Annotated in this window: 14 protein-coding genes; 4 read left to right on the top strand and 10 right to left on the bottom strand. The window is 73.5% G+C overall.

Going from position 1 to position 17371, the window contains the following annotated elements:
• Nucleotides 1–39: 39 nt before the first annotated feature.
• Nucleotides 40–1053: an aldo/keto reductase gene (locus QSK21_RS18490; RefSeq protein WP_352231293.1), complete on the bottom strand. Its 1014-nt coding sequence runs from the start codon at nt 1051–1053 to the stop codon at nt 40–42.
• 122 nt (nt 1054–1175) lie between these two features.
• Here QSK21_RS18490 and QSK21_RS18485 point away from each other — a divergent pair, with 122 nt between their 5' ends.
• Entirely contained in the window at nt 1176–2036 is an 861-nt protein-coding gene (locus tag QSK21_RS18485) for a helix-turn-helix transcriptional regulator (protein ID WP_285697329.1), read from the top strand.
• A gap of 12 nt (nt 2037–2048) precedes the next feature.
• Here QSK21_RS18485 and QSK21_RS18480 read toward each other — a convergent pair whose 3' ends face one another.
• Nucleotides 2049–3455, bottom strand: a complete 1407-nt coding sequence (locus QSK21_RS18480; RefSeq protein ID WP_285697327.1) for a hypothetical protein — start codon at nt 3453–3455, stop codon at nt 2049–2051.
• Nucleotides 3456–3601: 146 nt separating this feature from the next.
• A complete protein-coding gene (locus tag QSK21_RS18475; protein ID WP_285697326.1) occupies nt 3602–4699 on the bottom strand; it encodes a winged helix DNA-binding domain-containing protein in 1098 nt (365 codons plus the stop codon).
• Between the two features lie 190 nt (nt 4700–4889).
• On the opposite strand from QSK21_RS18475, the gene QSK21_RS18470 reads away from it, so the two are divergent.
• Entirely contained in the window at nt 4890–5129 is a 240-nt protein-coding gene (locus QSK21_RS18470) for a hypothetical protein (RefSeq protein ID WP_285697325.1), read from the top strand.
• 92 nt (nt 5130–5221) lie between these two features.
• Here QSK21_RS18470 and QSK21_RS18465 read toward each other — a convergent pair whose 3' ends face one another.
• Nucleotides 5222–6607 carry a tannase/feruloyl esterase family alpha/beta hydrolase gene (locus tag QSK21_RS18465; protein ID WP_285697324.1) on the bottom strand — a complete coding sequence of 462 codons (1386 nt, stop codon included), beginning with the start codon at nt 6605–6607 and terminating at the stop codon, nt 5222–5224.
• 426 nt (nt 6608–7033) lie between these two features.
• On the opposite strand from QSK21_RS18465, the gene QSK21_RS18460 reads away from it, so the two are divergent.
• Nucleotides 7034–8941 carry a helix-turn-helix domain-containing protein gene (locus tag QSK21_RS18460; RefSeq protein ID WP_285697323.1) on the top strand — a complete coding sequence of 636 codons (1908 nt, stop codon included), beginning with the start codon at nt 7034–7036 and terminating at the stop codon, nt 8939–8941.
• A gap of 39 nt (nt 8942–8980) precedes the next feature.
• A complete protein-coding gene (locus QSK21_RS18455; RefSeq protein ID WP_285697322.1) occupies nt 8981–9664 on the top strand; it encodes a DNA alkylation repair protein in 684 nt (227 codons plus the stop codon).
• Here the strand turns inward: QSK21_RS18455 and secD are convergent.
• The 6 genes from secD to QSK21_RS18425 all read right to left on the bottom strand — a co-directional run bounded on the left by secD (nt 9633) and on the right by QSK21_RS18425 (nt 17231).
• Nucleotides 9633–11915 carry a protein translocase subunit SecD gene (gene secD, locus QSK21_RS18450; protein ID WP_285697321.1) on the bottom strand — a complete coding sequence of 761 codons (2283 nt, stop codon included), beginning with the start codon at nt 11913–11915 and terminating at the stop codon, nt 9633–9635. The two genes, QSK21_RS18455 and secD, sit on opposite strands and share 32 nt — an antisense overlap.
• Nucleotides 11912–12370 carry a GreA/GreB family elongation factor gene (locus tag QSK21_RS18445; RefSeq protein WP_285697320.1) on the bottom strand — a complete coding sequence of 153 codons (459 nt, stop codon included), beginning with the start codon at nt 12368–12370 and terminating at the stop codon, nt 11912–11914. Before QSK21_RS18445 ends, secD begins: the two co-directional genes overlap by 4 nt.
• 93 nt (nt 12371–12463) lie before the next feature.
• The gene (locus QSK21_RS18440; RefSeq protein WP_285697319.1) at nt 12464–13741 is read right to left on the bottom strand and encodes an NAD(P)/FAD-dependent oxidoreductase; all 1278 of its coding nucleotides are present in this window, start codon (nt 13739–13741) and stop codon (nt 12464–12466) included.
• A 117-nt stretch (nt 13742–13858) separates the two neighbouring features.
• Entirely contained in the window at nt 13859–15421 is a 1563-nt protein-coding gene (locus QSK21_RS18435) for a PucR family transcriptional regulator (protein WP_285697318.1), read from the bottom strand.
• A 57-nt stretch (nt 15422–15478) separates the two neighbouring features.
• A complete protein-coding gene (locus QSK21_RS18430; protein WP_285697317.1) occupies nt 15479–16258 on the bottom strand; it encodes an IclR family transcriptional regulator in 780 nt (259 codons plus the stop codon).
• 16 nt (nt 16259–16274) lie between these two features.
• The gene (locus QSK21_RS18425) at nt 16275–17231 is read right to left on the bottom strand and encodes a PDR/VanB family oxidoreductase (protein ID WP_285697315.1); all 957 of its coding nucleotides are present in this window, start codon (nt 17229–17231) and stop codon (nt 16275–16277) included.
• Nucleotides 17232–17371: the final 140 nt, after the last annotated feature.

The following is a 17371-nucleotide window of genomic DNA, read 5'->3' as shown; positions in this document are numbered from 1 at the left end:
CCGAGGGCGGGCACCGCCCAGACCGCCTTCCGGGCCGGCTCAGTTCCCCACGCCGAGGCCCGACATGAACGCGGACGGGTACCGGTCGCCGCGCGCCGAGCCCGGCGGCACCGCCTTCTCGATCTCGGCGAGGTCGTCGGCGGTGAGCTCCAGGTCGAGCGCGGGCAGCGCCTCGTCGAGCCGCCGGCGGGTACGGGCGCCGACCAGCGGCACCACGTCCTCGCCCTGCGCGGCCACCCAGGCGATGACGAGCTGGGCGACGGAGCACCCCCTGGCCTCGGCGACCGGGCGCAGCGCGTCCGCGAGGGCGAGGTTGTGCTCCACGTTCCCGCTGGAGAACCGCGGGCTGGAGGCGCGGGCGTCGCCGGGGGCGGCGGCGCGGCCGGGGGTCCAGTGCCCGGAGATCAGGCCGCGGCCCAGGACGCCGTAGGCGGTCAGCCCGATGCCGAGATCCCGGAGCGTCGGCAGCACCTCCGCCTCCATCGCCCGGGAGATCAGCGAGTACTCGATCTGGAGGTCGGCGATCGGGTGCACGGCGTGCGCGCGGCGGATCGTGGCCGCGTCCACCTCCGAGAGGCCGATGTGCCGCACGTATCCGGCCTCCACCATCTCCTTGATCGCGCCCACCGTCTCCTCGATCGGCACCGCCGGGTCCAGCCGGGCGGGACGGTAGATGTCGATGTGATCGACGCCCAGCCGGGTCAGCGAGTAGCCCAGGAAGTTGCGCACCGCCTCGGGACGGCCGTCGTGCCCGCCGAAGTGCGGACCTGGACCGCGCAGCATGCCGAACTTGACGCTCAGCACGTAGTCGTCGCGATTCCGGCCGCGCAGCGCCTCGGCGAGCAGCAGTTCGTTGTGGCCCATGCCGTAGAAGTCGCCGGTGTCGATCAAGGTGACGCCCGCGTCCAGCGCGGCGTGCACGGTGGCGATGCTCTCCGCGCGGTCGGCCGCGCCATAGGCCCCCGACATGCCCATCGCGCCCAGGCCCAGCGCGGAGACGGCCGGCCCGATCCGGCCCAGGTTCCGTATCTGCATCATGCTCTCCTCGTTCACGCTGTCGTCCGTTCTGCTGCCGTTCCACCCTGTGCCCTTGGTGGGGACGCGTGAAAGCGGAGCGTTCATCATGGGAGAGCCGCTCCCTGCCTGGACCGTCAGCCGCGAGGCAGGATGGAGGCATGCAGCGTGACCTGCTCGCCGACTTCCTGCGCCGCCGCCGCGAGGCGATCCGTCCGGCCGAGGTGGGCCTGCCCGACGGCCCGCGGCGCCGGACCGCCGGCCTGCGCCGGGAAGAGGTGGCGATGCTCGCCGGCATGTCGGTGGACTATGTCGTGCGCCTGGAGCAGGGCCGCAGCAGCCAGCCGTCCCCCCACCTGCTGGGCGCGCTGGCCAGGGCGTTGCGCCTGTCCGGCGACCAGCGCGATCACCTGTTCCACCTGGCCGGTCACCGGCCGCCGCCCAGCGACGCGGTGGCCCGCCTGGCCAGGGCCGGGCTGATGCGCATGCTCGACCTGCTCGGCGACACCCCTGCCCTGGTGCTGTCCGACCTGGGGGAGGTCCTCGCCCAGAACCGGGCGTCCGTCCTGCTGATGGGCGACCACACCGGCTTCTCCGGAGACCGGCGGTACGTCGTGTACCGCTGGTTCACCGACCCCGCCGCCCGCGCCGTCTCCCCGCGCGAGGATCATGATCATCACTCCCGTGAGCTCGTGGCCGGCCTGCGCGCGGTCGCCGGCCGGCGGGCCGGCGACCGCACGGTCGCGGGGCTCGTCGACCGCCTGCGGGCCGCGAGCGCGGAGTTCCGCGGGCTGTGGGCCGAGCACGAGGTCGCGATCCGGCGCGCGGACCGCAAGACCCTGCTGCACCCGCGAGTGGGCACCCTGGTGCTGGACTGCGAGACCCTGGTCACTCCCGACCAGGCCCAGCAACTTCTGGTGCTGACCCCGGCCGACGCCGAGACCCGCGAACGGCTGGAACTGCTGCGGGTCCTCGGCATCGAGGAGTTCCCCGCAGGGAGCGCGGACACGCCCGTACGGTGAGGCGGGCGCCGCTCATGCCCGGGGCCGGTTCTCGGGGACGTACAGGCGGATGTCGTCGACGTACGCCGAGCCCTCGTAGTAGTTCAGGTGCGGGTCGCCGATGATGAACGAGTCCGGGTAGGCCGAGCCCTTGGGCCAGGTGTGCTCGGTCGTGTAGGTCCCTGCCGGGCCGGTGTGGGTGAGCCTGCGGTCGAAGCGGCCGTCGTACTCGCCGGGGGTCTGGTTGTAGTGCCAGATCGGACGGCCGTCCTCCACGAAGTCGTGGTGGACGCGCAGTGTGGCCTGCCCGATGTGCAGGAACGGCCCGCTCATCTCGAGCGTGTAGCCGGTGCGGTCGCGTTCGACGGCGAAGCGGTAGGCGGCCTTCGGCAGGAGTTCCGGGCGCAGTTCGGCGCTGGTGAGGTGCCCTCGGAAACGCCCGCCCGGTCCGTACGGCCCGTCCATGGAGACGTTCCCGCAGCGGGTCTTGATGTAGTACTCGTTGCTGACGTTGTTGTTGGCGGTCTCGCGGAACCTGTCGCCGCGTGCGAACAGCGCGTTGACGCCGTTGAAGGTGCCCTCGAAGGTCCGGTAGATCCGCCCGGTCCTCGGGTCGCAGGTCCCGGCGTTCTTCCAGCGGTCGTCGTCGCTGTAGTAGCCGTCCATGATGACCTTGCGCCGGTAGTGGATCCCGGGGTTGCCGTGCGGTGCGGGGGTCGCGTAGTCGAGGATCGTCAGGTAGTAGAACCCGTTCTCCCGTGTCACGTCGGGGTACTCGCAGCGCGTCTTGCCGGGAAGCGCGCCTTGGAACGTCCACGGGTACCGGGTCTTGCACGGCTCCCTCGTGTAGCCGTTGTGCTTGCCGTCGTAGTCGAAGGTGCCGCCCCGCTTGCCGCCGAAGTCGATGCCGCGCAGCGTCATCTCCACGCGGTAGCGGGGAGGCAGCGGGCGGGTGGGCCGGATCAGCACCCCGGCGTCCCAGCTCGGCTCGTGGATCCTCGCGACCCGCTGCCCGTCCGGCAGGGTCGCGGCCGACAGGCCGGGCCGCGAGTCGGGACGGCCGTCGCGGTCCTTGTCCACGGCGGCGACCTCGGCGGTCAGCCACCCGTCGCGGCCGAACGCGACCCGCTTGCGGAACACCCCGAACCGGCCGAGCTGCCGTGCGAACAGCGGCCCGCTGATCGCCTTCCACGCCTCACCGTCGTCGTCGAACGCGTCGACGTGCCACGGGCTGCGAGGTCCGTGAGGGTCCCGCCGCCACGGGGCGCGGTCCACCCCCGGCGACCGGTCGAAGCCCTCGTGCCGGACGAGGACCCAGCGCTCGCCACCGTCCGCCCGCCCGCTGGTGCCGGACGCGGCGGTTCCGGCGGCGACAGGCCAGGCCGTCACGGCGGCGATCGATCCGGCCGCCGCGAGGGCGGCCTTCCAGCGTCGGCTCAAGACGTCCCCCCACCTCGTCGTCGCGCCCGCATGGGCCACGCCAGCGGACCCTACGGACGACGGGTCGCAGGGTGGAGGGACTTGCCCATTCCTTGGGCGGCTCTAAGACGACGCCTTCCTGACAGCGCACGGCGGATGCTCGCCGCTCAGTGGGGAGACGCGTCGATCCGTACGCGGTCGCTCTCCCCGTTGGAGAGGAACGACGCGAGCGCCCGTCCCTCCTCCTCCACGGCGGCGCAGTCGGCCAGGGAGAAGCGCCGCAGCGGGGCGACCACGACGGTACCGGCCTCGACGCTCCAGGTCGCGGCGACCCGGCCGTCGACCAGGACGACGCGGGCCCCGGCGACCGACAGGCCGCGATGGGCGTCGTCGATGATCCGGCCGCGGTCGTGATAGCCGAGGATCGCGTTGTCGAACGCCGGCAGGAACCGCACGGGGGCGGGTGTGTCGGGGTCGGGGCGGGGCGCGTCCGGAAGGTCCAGCAGCTCCCTGCCGCGCTCGTCCTTGAAGGTGACGAGCTCCCCTCGTACGGCGGCGACCGCGGCCGGCAGCCCCGCGAGCCCGCACCAGGCGCGCAGGTCGGCCGACGCGGCGGGGCCGTACGCCGCCAGATAGCGCCGTACCAGCGCCTGGCCGACCGGGTCGGAGCCGTCCGGCGCCGGCGGGTCGGCCTCGCGCCCCAGCCAGCGGGAGATCGCGACGTTGCGCACGCCCGCGCTCGTGCGCCACAGCCCGCGCGGCGGCGCCTGCGCCATCGGGACGAGGGCGAGCAGCATCTCCCCGAGGGCGCGCGGCCCCGGCTCCGGCCAGCGGTCGGCGAGCTCCCGCGCGAGCTCGCTCACGGAGCGTGGCTCGCCGTCGGCCACGACCGCGCGTCCGGCCGCCGCGAGCTCGTCGAGGTCCACTCCGGCGAGTTCGCGTCGGTAGACCCCGAGCACGCGCTGCCGCAGCATGGCGTCGTGCCGCGACCGCCAGGCCAGGACGTCCTCGGCGGTGACCAGGTGGACGGTGCGCCGCATGAGGTGGGTCCGTACCACGCGCCGCTCGACCAGCAGGTCGGACAGCGCCGACGGGTCGAAGGCGCGCAGCCGTGACCAGAGCCCCACGAACGGTTCCTGCGGCTCCTGCGCCTGGAGCCCGCCGAGGTGCGCGACGGTGTCGAGGACCGGCAGGGCGGCGCGGTCGAGGAGCAACTGACGGGCGAGCGTCGCGCGGTTGAGCGCCCGTGAGTCCAGAACGGTCACCGCGCCTCGCCCATCGGCCGATCATCGGGCATCGTGACCCCTTTCTCCCGATCGTCTCGGTCACGACCAGGGTCGCAGGAGAAGCGGTCAGAATTTGACCGCTTCAGCCCGGGATACGGCGATGCCTCAACGGGACGTGACCCGGAAGGAGCCGCCCAGGCCCGCCGTGGAGCTGTCGCCGACGTAGACGTTGAACGTCCCCGGCTCCACCAGGAAGCGGCCCCGGCTGGTGCGCAGCGGCTACGGCGCGGGCGCCGACAAGCTGCACGGGCTCGCCGACGTCGTCTCCTTCGACGTCGGCGAGGGCGGCGTCGTGATCGCCGGGACGCAGGTCACGTATCGCACCTGGTCGCGTGGCACCATCACCATGCTGTTCAACGCCATGTACCACGGGCCGTCAGAGGAGGTGGACGCCCCGAAGTTCGGCTGACGGCCTTGGGAGGGACGCACCACTGACGGCGGCGTGCCCGGCGACCATCACCTGGCGCCGGGTACGCCGCCGTTGTCGTCGTACCGGTCGGGTCAGCCCAGGGAGCAGCTGTTCACCACGTCGCCCGAGGTCTGGCGCGGGATGGTGGCGCTGCGCGGCGGCGCCTGGCCGCCGCCCGGTGCCGTCCAGCGTTCGAGGGCCTCGAAGGCGGTCCGCATGCAGGGCAGCAACGGCCGCATCCTGTCGGGGAACATGTCGTACTCCAGGTCCAGGTGCGACGCCCCTTCGATGCGGTAGTAGCGATGCCGCGCCCCCGCCCCCCGTGAACGGATCAACGCGGCGTACGCGTCCCCATGGACCTTGATCGGCAGCAGGGCGTCCAGCGTCCCCTGCACCGTGATCAGCGGCTTGCCGATGCGGCCCGACATGGACGCGCGCTTCACGGCCTGATGCACGCTCCTGGGACGCGAGTGGTAGTCGTAGTCGGCGTCGCAGTTCGGCGTGCCGCTCTGGCAGAACGGGATGCCCGCCTCCAGGTCGCCGTCGTAGGCCGGGTCGACCTCCTCGCGGTAGATGCGCTGCGTGCCGTCCCAGAGGAGCTGGTAGTTGAAGTCCCACAGGAACTCCGACCCCGGCGCGAAGCCCGCCCTGATCATCGCCGCGTGCGCCGCCGGATCGCCGGTCGCCTTGTACTTGGGGTAGTTGCGCAGCGCCACCGGCAGGTAGACCAGCGCGTTCGACACGCCGTGGCGCGGCCAGAACGTGCCTTCGGAGTCGACGCCGCCGTCGTACAGCTCGGGATGGTTCTCCAGGGCCCAGCGCACCAACTGGCCGCCGTTGGAGATGCCCGCCGCGTACGTCCTGCGCGGGGACCTGCCGTAGTGGCGGGCGACGGTCGCCTTGGCGGCGACGGTGAGCTGGGTCATCCGGTGGTACCACTCCAGGACGGCGTCACCGGGGCGCCTGCCGTCCTTGAAGAACTCGGCGCCGTTGTTGCCCTTGTCGGTGGACGCGAACGCGTACCCCTTGGCCAGGACCCAGTCGGAGATGGTCGCGTCGTTGGCGTACTGGCGTCGCGTCCCCGGCGCGCCCGAGACCACCAGCCCGCCGTTCCAGCGCTTCGGCAGCCGGATCACGAACTGGGAGTCGTGGTTCCAGCCGTGGGTGGTGTTGAACGTGGAGGTGTCGGGGAAGTAGCCGTCGATCTGGACACCCGGGACGCCGCTGGGGTTCCGGGTGCCGGCGGCGTGCAGCCCGTCCCATTGGGTGCGATCGGTGTGCCCGGAGGCGACCGTGCCGGCGGTGGTGAGGTCGTCCAGGCAGGCGGCGACCTGCCGCTCGGCGCCTGGGACGCGGACCTTGTGCGGGTTGGCGCAACGGGAGTCGGCGTGCGCGGGCGGGACCGCCGTGACCAGAGGGACCGCGAGGAGCGACCCGAGCAAGGCCGAGACGACGGATGATCTGCGAAGCGTCGGCATGTGCAGCTCCCAGGGGGGTGGGACACCGGACTGGTGGATCAAGCCCGTGTTGGACGCCACGCTGCTCGACCGGGACGGGCGCGGCTACGTGGTGGGGGCCACTCTTCGCCGTCGTCCTGTGGTTCCGTTCGGCGCCCGGGCCTGGGCGCGAGGCTGCACGGTATCGAGCTTCTCCCTCCACAGCTCGCGGGAGTGGTCCCGAAGCCGGGGGTCCACCGCCAGCTCCTGCGGGGTGAACCGGGCCTTCCGTCTGGCCATCCGCGACCCTCGCCTCCCTTGAGCCCGATGCGCCTCCCAAGAAATGGAGGCATGGTGGGGATGCCGCCGCTCGCGATGAGCCTTGACAAAAGCATCCTCACCAGTGACTATGCGCTCAGTCATTGCTGGCGGGGGGCGACGAGCCCGCGTTGGCAGGAGCGAGGGGTTGTGAACGGGCGCAGTTTTCTCCGGCTTCTCGTTGAGGGGGCGCCGCTTCCCCTCTATGACGAGGTCCTCCGCGACGCGGTGGCGGAAGCCGCCTCACCCGAGGAGGCGGAGGAGCTGCAGGCCGAGCACACGCTCGCGCTCCAGCTCCACGACACGCTGGAGAAGCAGCGTGCCCGCCATGAGCAGCAGCGCGCGCTGGTCGAGTGCGCGAAGGAGCTCGCGGAGGACCGCGATGACCCCGACGCCGTCCTGACCCTGATCGTCGGGCAGGCGCAGCGGCTGCTCGGCTGCGACATGGCCTATCTCAGCCTGAACGACGACGAGGACCGGGCGACCCGCATGCGGGTGATGGTCGGCGCGACGTCCTCGGCGTGGAAGGACGTCCGGATCCCGTTCGGGGTCGGCATCGGGGGCAGGGTCGCCGCGACGGGAACGCCGTTCTGGACGCCCGACTACTTCAAGGACGAGCGGCTGACGCACGATCCGGTGGTCGACGCGTCGGTCAGGGCGGAGCGGCAGGTGTCGATCGTCGGCGTGCCGCTGCGCAACGGCAAGGTCATCGGGGTGCTCTTCGCCTCGAACCGCACACCGGGCCGGTTCTCCCACGACGCCATCGCGCTCCTGGGGTCGTTCGCCGAGCTCGCGGCGGCGGCCATCGAGCGGGCGCGGTCGAGGCAGGAGCAGAACCGGGCGCTGGCGGCGCTGCGGCAGGAGAACGAGGACCTCCTCCGGCGCACGGCCGACCAGGACCGGGCGGTCGCGGCGCACGACCAGAGCATGGACATCGTGCTGCGCGGCGGCGGCCTCCAGGAGGTCGTGACCGCCGTGAGCGACCGGCTCGGCGGCGCCCTCGCCGTCTTCGACGAGTTCGAGACGCCCGTCGCCTGGACGCCCGGGGCGTCCGAGGAGGCCCTGAAGGAGATGTCCGTCGCGGCGGTGGACTCCGGCGGAACGGTCGGCGGCGTCCACGACGGGACGCACTGGGTCACCGGCCTCGCGGCCGGCACCGAGACACTGGGCACCCTGGTCTGGGCGCCGCCCGCCACGTCCAGCGAGGTCGGCGACCTGGACAGGCGGCTGCTGGAACGGGCGGCCGTCGTCGCGTCCCTCCTCCAGCTGTTCCGCCGCAACCTCGCCGCCGCGGAGGCCAGGGTGCGCGGCGAGCTGCTCGACGACCTCCTCATGCCCAACCCCGGCACGTACTCCTCGCTCGCCGAGCGGGCCCTGCGGATCGGTTACCGGCCGCGGCGGCGGCACGCCGTCGTCGTCGCGCACGTCCGGGTGGAGAACCGGCGGAGCCTCGCCTCGGCCGCCGCCGACCTGGCGGCCGCCAGCGACGGTCTCAGCACGGTACGGGACGGCCGGGCGGTGCTGGTCGTCCCCTCGGACGACCCGTCCATGACGGGCCGCCGGATCGCGCGCTCGATGACCACGCGCCTGGGGGCGCCGGTCACCGTCGGCGCCGCGGGACCCGTCGACGACCCCGCCGACCTGCCCGCCGCCTACGAGGAGGCGCTGGCCTGCGCGCACGCCCTCCTCAGGCTGGAACGGGTGGGCACCGCCGCCACCGCCGCCGACCTCGGGTACGCGGGGCTGCTCCTGAGCGGCGGCGCGTCCGCCTCCGAGTTCGTCACCCGGACGCTGGGCCCGGTCATCCAGCACGATCGGCAGCGCTCGACCATGCTGGTGGAGACCCTCGAAACGTACTTCGCGACCGGGCAGAGCCTCGCCGCCAGCGCCAAGAGGCTGCACATCCACCCCAACACCGTCACCCAGCGCCTCGACCGCGTGAAACGCCTCCTGGGCGTGGACTGGAACAGCCCGGACCGCACCCTGGAAGTGCAACTGGCCCTGCGCCTGCACCGCCTCAGCCGCGAACTCGAAACCAGCACCGCCGCCCGCCCGTAGGTTTACGCTGTTGGCTCCGGCGACGGATGGGAGGCTGAGATGGCCGAGACGACGTTGACCGAGACGACGGTCGCCGAGGTGATGGCCGAGCTGGCCGCGCTGGAGGACCCGAAGGTCCGCGCGGTGAACGAGAGGCACGGCGACGATCACGGTGTGAACCTCGGCAAGCTGCGGGCGCTCGCGAAGCGGCTGAAGACGCGGCCGGACCTGGCGCGCGGGCTCTGGGAGACCGAGGACACCGCCGCGCGGCTGCTCGCGATCCTGATCTGCCGCCCGAAGGCGTTCGAGCGCGACGAGCTGGACGCCATGCTGCGCCAGGCGCACGCGCCCAAGGTGCACGACTGGCTCGTGAACTACGTGGTGAAGAAGAACCGGCACGCCGAAGAGCTGCGCGTGGCGTGGCTCGCCGATCCGGATCCGGCGGTCGCGAGCGCCGGCTGGGCGCTGACCACCGAACGCGTGGCGAAGAAACCCGAGGGCCTCGACCTGGCGGGACTGCTCGACGTCATCGAGGCGGAGATGAAGGACGCCCCGGAGCGCCTGCAATGGGCGATGAACCACTGCCTGGCGCAGATCGGGATCGAGCATGCCGAGCACCGCGCCCGCGCGATGGACATCGGCGAGCGCCTGGAAGTGCTCAAGGACTACCCGACGCCCCCGGGCTGCACGTCCCCGTACGCACCCATCTGGATCACCGAGATGGTCCGCCGGCAAGGCGGGTAGAGGCCCGCGGGGCGGGCTCCGGGACGTCCCCTCCCGGCCCTGGCCGATGGCGTGAGGCCCGGTTCTGGAGGACGACTGCCAGCGGGGTCGCGGTGAAGACGCTGGAATACGTGCCGACGACGATGCCGATCAGCAGGGCCACGGCGAAGTCGGTGAGCGAGTCGCCGCCCAGCACGGCCAGCGCCGTCAGGATGAAGAGCGCGCCCATGCCGGTGTTGACGGTGCGCGGAGCGGTCTGGAGCGCGCCGCGCCCGGCGATCCGGGCGAACGGCGCCGCGGGATCGGCCCGTCGCAGCTCCCGGACGCGGTCGAACACGACGACCGAGTCGTTCACCGAGTACCCGATGATCGTCAGCAGCGCGGCCAGGATGATCCCGTCGATCGGCTTGCCGAGCCAGGCGAACACGCCGGTGACGATGGCGATGTCGTGCAGCATCGCCAGCACCGCGCCCGCCGCGTACGTCCAGCGGAACCGGATCGCCAGGTAGGCGAGCTGCGCCGCGAGCGCCACGGCCAGGGCGATCACCGCCTGGCGGCGCAGGTCGGCGCCGAGGGTGGGGCCGATCAGCTCATCGCGCTGCTTGGTGACCGTGCCGCCCGGTCCGGACAGCGCGTCGTGGATGCGTCTCTCCTCGGCGTTGGTGAGCTCCTGGGTGCGCACCGTGATCTCGGCGGTGCCGGAGGTCTGCACCACCGCCCGCGGGAACCCGGCCGAGGACACCGCGGCGCGGGCGTCGTCGATGTCGACCGGACGGCTGGTCGAGTACTCCACCAGCCGCCCGCCGGTGAACTCCACGCCGAGGTCCAGGCCGCGCACGGCGATCCCGGAGACCGCCGTCACCGCGACCAGCGCGGAGATCGCCAGCCAGAGCCGCCGGTGGCGCATCAGGTCGGGGTCGCGGCGGTCCAGCCAGGCGCGCAGCCGTCCGGGCCCGCCCAGTCCGGTCGCCGCGAGACGGCGCGCCACGGCACGGCGGCCGATGACGGTCTCGGTGAGGGCGCGGCCGAGCACCATGGCCGAGATCATCGAGGCGATGACGCCGATGGTCAGCGTGACGCCGAAGCCGCGCACCGGCCCGGAGGCCAGGAAGAACAGCAGCGCGGCGGCCAGCAGGGTCGTGACGTTGGAGTCGGCGATCGCCGACCATGCCCTGTCGAACCCGGTGACCAGGGCCGCGCGCACGCCGCGGCGTGGCCGCGCCCGGTACTCCTCCCGTGCCCGCTCGAACGCCAGCACGTTGGCGTCGATCGCCATGCCGACGGCCAGGACGAACCCGGCCAGCCCCGGAAGCGTCAGCGTGGCGCCCAGCATGACCAGCGCCGCGTACGAGATCAGCGCGTAGCAGGCCAGGGCGACGGTGGCGAGCAGTCCCGCCAGCCGGTACACGGCGACGATGAACAGGCCGGTCAGCGCGACGCCGATGACCGCTGCCCGCCAGCTCGCCTCGATCGCCTCCGCGCCGAGCGTGGGGCCCACCACCCGCTGCTCGATGATCTTCACCGGGACGGGCAGCGAGCCGCCCTGGATGAGCGCGGCCAGATCGCGCGCCCGCGCGGCGGTGAAGTCCCCGGTGATCCGGGTGCTGCCGCCCGTGATCCCGACCCGGCACGGCACGTCCTCCGCGACCTGCGGGGACGAGATGACCTGGTCGTCGAGGACGAAGGCGATGCGCCGTTCGTCCCCCGAGGCGCAGGCGGCGCGTGCGGTGAGCCGCTCCCAGGCGCGGCCGCCGTCGCCGCGGAACTTCACGGTGACGTACCAGCCCGCCAGGTCCTGCGGGTCCGATCCGGCGTCGGCCGAACCGATGCCGTCGCCGGTGAGGGCGGCCGGGCCGAGCAGCACCGGCCGCCCCTGCTCGTCCGGCAGGACCCGTTCCCCCGCGCGGGGCGCGCCGCCGTCGTGGGCGCGAAGGGGGTGGGCGGTGAGCTGGGCGGTCCGGCCGAGCGTCTCGGCGGCGCGGGCGGGATCCTGGACGTCGGGCAGTTCCACGATGATGCGCCGCTCACCGGAACGGGTGAGCGACGACTCCGCCACGCCCAGGGCGTTGACCCGGCGCTCCAGCACCTCGCGGGCGCGATCGGTGGACGCCGCGTCCGCCTTGGCGCGTGGCGTGTCCTGCGTCTCCAGCACGATCTGCGTGCCGCCGCGCAGGTCGAGGCCCAGCTTGGCGGGCTCGGTCAGCGCGAAGAGCACCGACAGGGCGAGCACCGCCACCGCCAGCAGGCCGCGCACGATGTTGGCGCGGGTCAACGAGCCGGCCTCGGAGCTTCCCCGGACCGGTGCCGCCCGTAGGGCACGGCCCTGAGCAGGGTGACCGACAGGACCGCGCCGCTGGGGACGTGGAAGGTGCGCCGATCGCCCTGGCGCGCCCCGGTCAGCGCGGCGCCCAGCGGCGAGTCGGGGGAGTAGACCTCCAGGTCGCCGTTCTCGGCCCCGCGGATGCCGAGCAGGAACGTCTCGGTGTCACCGGTGTCGTCGTATCGGACCGTGAGCACCATCCCGGGCTTGGCCACCCCGTCGTCCGGCGGCTCCTGGCCGATCACCGCGTCGTCCAGCAGATCGCGGATCTGCTGGATGCGGGTTTCGCGTTCGTGCCGCCAGGTGAGGTCCTCCTCAGCGGAGTCCGGCGTCCGGCCGGGGGTGGTCAGCGCCGCCAGCTCGTTCCGCAGCCGGTCGGCGGCCTCCGGTGTCAACCATGCGGGCATGAGCCCTCCTCTTCGGATCAAAGACGTACGGGAACGCTCCCGGAACCGGATGGACCGGGGGTGTGCGGGTGTTGGGTGCGGCTTACCGCTCGCTCAGCGGAGGCGCTCCAGCAGGTGCAGGGCCGGTGGGCGCTCACCGGTGACGATCTGTTCGGCGAGCAGGCGTCCCGTGGCGGGGCCCTGCGTGACGCCCCACATGCCGTGGCCGCCCGCGACGTAGACGCCCGGCCGGGGCAGCGCCCCGATCAGGGGACGGCCGTCCGGGGTGACCGGACGCGGCCCCACCCACAGATCGTGCCGTTCGTCCCAGCGCACGCCGTCCAGCAGCGGGCGGGCCGACGCGACGATCGCGTCCACCCGCGCCCGGTCCAGCGGCGCGTCCGGGCCGCGGAACTCCATCGTGCCCGCGACGCGCAGCGCTCCCCGGTACGGCGTGCAGGCCACCCGTTCGGCCGGCAGGTACACCGGCGCGGGGACGGGACGGTCGACCGGCACGGTGAAGGAGTAGCCGCGTCCCGCCCGTACCGGCACGCGCATGCCCAGCGGCGCCAGCAGCCGGGAGATCCACGCCCCCGTCGCGATCACCACGGCGTCGGCGCTCAGCACCGTGTCCTCGCGCGAGCGCACCCGCGCCCGGCCCTGGCCGTCGTGACCGCGGACGTCCACGACGTCCATCCGGTCGATGCGCCCGCCCCGGGCGGCGACCGAGTCGGCGAGGGCGTTGACGAAGGCCCCGGGGTCGAGGCGGCGCTGCCCGTCGATGCGTACGCCCGCGGTCACCTCCCGGGAGGCGAGCGGCGCGAGCTCGCGCAGGTCCCGCTCCGGCACCGCGTCGTACTCGACCGGCTGCCCGGCCTCCCGCATCCGGGACAGCTCCGCCAGCAGCTCCCCGGCCTGCTCGGACGTGCGGAACGCCGCGATGATCGGTTCCTGGACGGTCGTGGCGCGCACGCCGCCGGCCGTCATCGTGTCGTAGGCGGCCAGCGCGTCCGCGTTGAGCTGGAGGCCGGCCTGGACGGCCCGCGTCCAGGCCGACTTGCGGCAGTGCGCCGCGAACCGGGCCAGGAACCTCCACAGCCCGGGGTCCGCGGTCAAGGGGATGTGCAGGGGAGCGGCGGGGCGCAGCATCGAGCGCAGCCCGTACCGCAGGGTCGCGGGCTCGTTCAGCGGGATGGTCAGGCCAGGCGCGAGCCAGCCCGCGTTGCCCCAGGACGCGCCCGCGGCCACGCCGGTGCGGTCGACGACGGTCACCTCGACCCCGTGCTCCTGGAGGAACCACGCGGTCGACAGGCCCACGACGCCCGCGCCGACCACGATGGCCGAACGGGGCGCCCCGCCGGTACGTCCGCCGGCCTGTCCGTCGCCGACCATTCCGAGACCTCCACGACCTTCACCGCGAGCGATGCCCTACTCAACGAGTGTCGTCCAGACACGGCCCAACGTGGCTGTGGAAGTCCCACAATCGAGGACCCTGCCGGTGTGGGATCTCTACTCCTCCGGCGGCCCGCCCTCGTCCGCGATGGCGAGCTCGACCATCATGGCCAGGCGCTTGCGGGCGTCCCGCAGATCGAGGGAGGTCACCGCCTCCATCTTGCGGAGCCGGTTGCGCACCGTGTTCTCGTGCACGCCGAGCCGCGCCGCCGCCTGCGCATGGTCGCCCTGGGCCTCCAGCCACGCCCGCAGCGTCGGCAGGTATCGCGTCGCGTGCTCCTCGTCGTACCGCCGCAGCTCGGCCACCGGTCCCCGGGCCGGGACGCGGCCGGTACGCGCGGCGGTGCGGAGCCGTTGCAGCAGGATGTCGTTCCACGCCTCGTCATAGGCGGGGGGCGCCGCGTCCGGCGAGCGGCGCTCGTGCAGGGCGAGGCACTCGTCGGCCTCCTGCCGGGCCGCGGGCAGGTCGGGGGTCGCCGCCGTGGCGCTGATCCCGGCCGACACCGTCACCTGCGCCGGCAGCGTGGCGCGCAACTGGGCCACCCAGCGCCGTCCGGCGGCGGCGTCCTCCCCGGGCAGCAGCGTGTACAGGGTGTTCCCCGCCAGGGCGCTCCGCCCCGGCCGCGACCAGCCGAAGCCCGTCGTCGCCCGCTCGAACGCCAGCAGCAGCGCCGCGTGGTCGTCATCCGGGCGCGTGGCGTGCCGCTCGGCCGCCATCCGCGGGCGGACGGCGATCGCGCGCACCGGTCCCGGTGGCAGCCCGAGCCTGCTGACCACGGTCGCCGCGTCGGCCGTCCCCTCCAGCAGGCGGATCACCAGGTCGGATTCGACCTGCCGCTCCAGGTCCGCGCTGGCCCGCGACCGCAGCAGATGCAGCGCCACCGTCCGCGCCCCCTCGACCAGCGCCCGGCGCCGCGGGCCGTCCAGTGGCTCGTCGCACGCCACCCACACCGATCCCAGCAGTTCCCGCCCGGCCCGCGCCGCGACCGCCATCCGGCCCGTCAGCCCGTACTTCGCGTCCGCGGCCACGAACAACGGCTCGTCCGACACCTCCAGGTGCGCGAACACGCCACGTGCCTCGAACTCCGCGCGCAACCGCTCCGGGACCTGCCGTCCCAGGATCGTCTCCACGCGCGCGGGGTCCGCGTGCTGCTGGAGGCTCGAATAGGCCAGGACGCGCGACAGCCGGTCCTCGATGGTCACCGCGCCGTCGACCGCGTCCGCCAGGCTGTCGGCCAGCGCGAACAGGTCGGTCGGCCCACGCCCGGACTCGGTCTCGCGTCCCTCCAGCACCAGCCCGTACACGACCCCGGCGAGCTCGCTCCAGGAGACCTCCGAGTCGACCACCATCACCGCGACGCCTTCCGCCTCCCCGGCGGACGCGTCGCCCTCCCCGGCCCGTACCAGCACCACGACGGCCTTCGCCGCGACCCCCCAGCGCACCGCCTCCTCCACGGACCCGGCGCCCACGGCCAGCAGGACGTCGCCGACGACGACCCGGCCGGCCGGTCCTTCGGGGATCACCACCCCGCGCAGCTCGGTGGCTCGGGGGACCGGGCAGCAGACCAGCCGGACCCCGTAACCGCCCAGCACGTTCACCAGGCGATCCAACCTGACCACGCACGCACCCCCCGTTCCGGCCTCATCCCATCCTGGCACCCGCCGGGCGGGCGGAGGTCACGCGCGGGAGATGGCCCGGGAGATCGCGCGGGCGCTGGTGCGCAGCAGAGGGGCCAGGGTGCGGGGCTGGGCGGTGCCGTGGCGGACGACCAGGGACAGCGCCGCGATGACCTCGCCTTGAGTGTCATGGATGGGGACGGCGACGGAGAGGGCGTCCATGGTGACCTGGCGGTCGCTGACGGCGTACCCGCGGGCGCGGGCCTCGGCGAGCGCCGCGCGGATCCGGTGCGGATCGGTCATCGTCAGGGCGGTGTACCGCGTGATCGGCCGGGCCAGGACCTCCTCCTGCACGTCCGCGGGCGCGTGCGCCAGCAGGACGAGCCCGACCCCGGTCGCGGTCAGCGCGAAACGGCCGCCGACGCGGGTCAGCACCGGCACCGCCCGGCTGCCGGCGATCCGCTCGACGAACACCAGCTCGATGCCCTCGCGCACGGCGAGCTGCACGTTCTCGCGGGTGACCTGGGACAGGTCCTCCAGGTAGGGGAGGGCGCGCTCGCGCAGGCCCAGGCCGCGCGGAGCGAGTGAGCCGATCTCCCACAGGCGCAGCCCGATGGTGTACCGGCCGGCCTGGTCGCGTTCCAGGGCGCCCCAGGCCACCAGCTTCGTGGCCATGCGGTGGACGGTGGAGACCGGCAGCCCGGTATGCCGGGCCAGGTCGCTGAGCGTCAGCGCGCGCCGGTCCGTGGTGAACGCGCCGATGATCTGCAGCGCGCGGTCCAGGACGGGCCCGGGCCGTTCGGCGCGTACGGCCGCGCCCTGCGGAGCGGATACCGGCATGGGGGCTCCCGGAGGGTCACAGCTCCAGCAGGAGCTTCGGGCAGGTGGCGCGGGAGACGCAGATGAACATGGTGTCGTTGGCGTCCCGTTCCTGCGGGGTGAGGAGGGAGTCGCGGTGGTCCACCGTCCCGCCGAGGACGGTGGTCTCGCAGGTGCCGCAGGTGCCCTCCCGGCAGGACGACAGGACCTGGACGCCCGCCTCCTCCACGACCTCCAGGATCGATCTTCCCGGCGGCACGGTCAGCGTACGCCCGGTGAGGGTGAGCTCGACCTCGAAGGACTCGGCCCGCACCGGATCGCCCGCGTCCTTGGGGACGAAGCGCTCCATGTGCACGGTGCCGGACGGCCTTCGGGCGCACCGCTGCTCGACGGCCTGCAACAGGGGTTCGGGTCCGCAGCAGTAAATGAGCGTGTCCTCCGCGGCGTCGGCCAAAAGGGCGTCCAGGTCGAGCAGCCCGTATCTGTCTTGGGGACGCAGCTCGACCCGATCGCCGTAAGCGGTCGCGAGTTCTCCGGCGAACGCCATGGACGCGGCCGTACGCCCCCCGTAGACCAGCCGCCACTCCGCGCCCGCCGCGTCCGCGGCGCGCAGCATCGGCAGGAGCGGGGTGATGCCGATGCCCCCGGCGATGAACAGGTAGCCGGACGCCGGGTGAAGCGGGAAATGGTTGCGGGGGCCGCGGCCGATGGCCGCCGTCCCGGGATGGAGCTCGTCGTGAACGGCCGCCGAGCCGCCCCGGCCGTCCGGTTCGCGCAGGACGGCGATACGCCACGCCGTGCGGTCGGCGGGGTCCCCGCACAGCGAGTACTGGCGCACCAGGCCGTCACCGAGGACCAGGTCGATGTGCGCGCCCGGTGTCCAGGCGGGCAGCTCGGCGCCGTCCGGATCGGCCAGGTCGAGCGCCACGACCCCGTCGGCGACCCGCTCCCGGCCGAGGACCACGAGCTTGCGATCGGGAGCCTCCAGGCTCATCGGACGGCTCCAGCGCCCACGGGTTCCGGCAGGCCGGAGTCCCGCGCGTGATGTCCGTCCGGGTGGCCCAACAGCCACGCCCACACGTCGAGGGGACCTTCCGCGACGTACGAGGCCCCGCAATGACAGGTGCCCTCCAG

Origin of the sequence: Actinomadura sp. NBRC 104412 (assembly GCF_030269515.1) — a bacterium.
Classification (GTDB): domain Bacteria; phylum Actinomycetota; class Actinomycetes; order Streptosporangiales; family Streptosporangiaceae; genus Spirillospora.
Note: the sequence above shows the minus strand (reverse complement) of the source record. Positions and strands in the feature narration are given on the sequence as shown.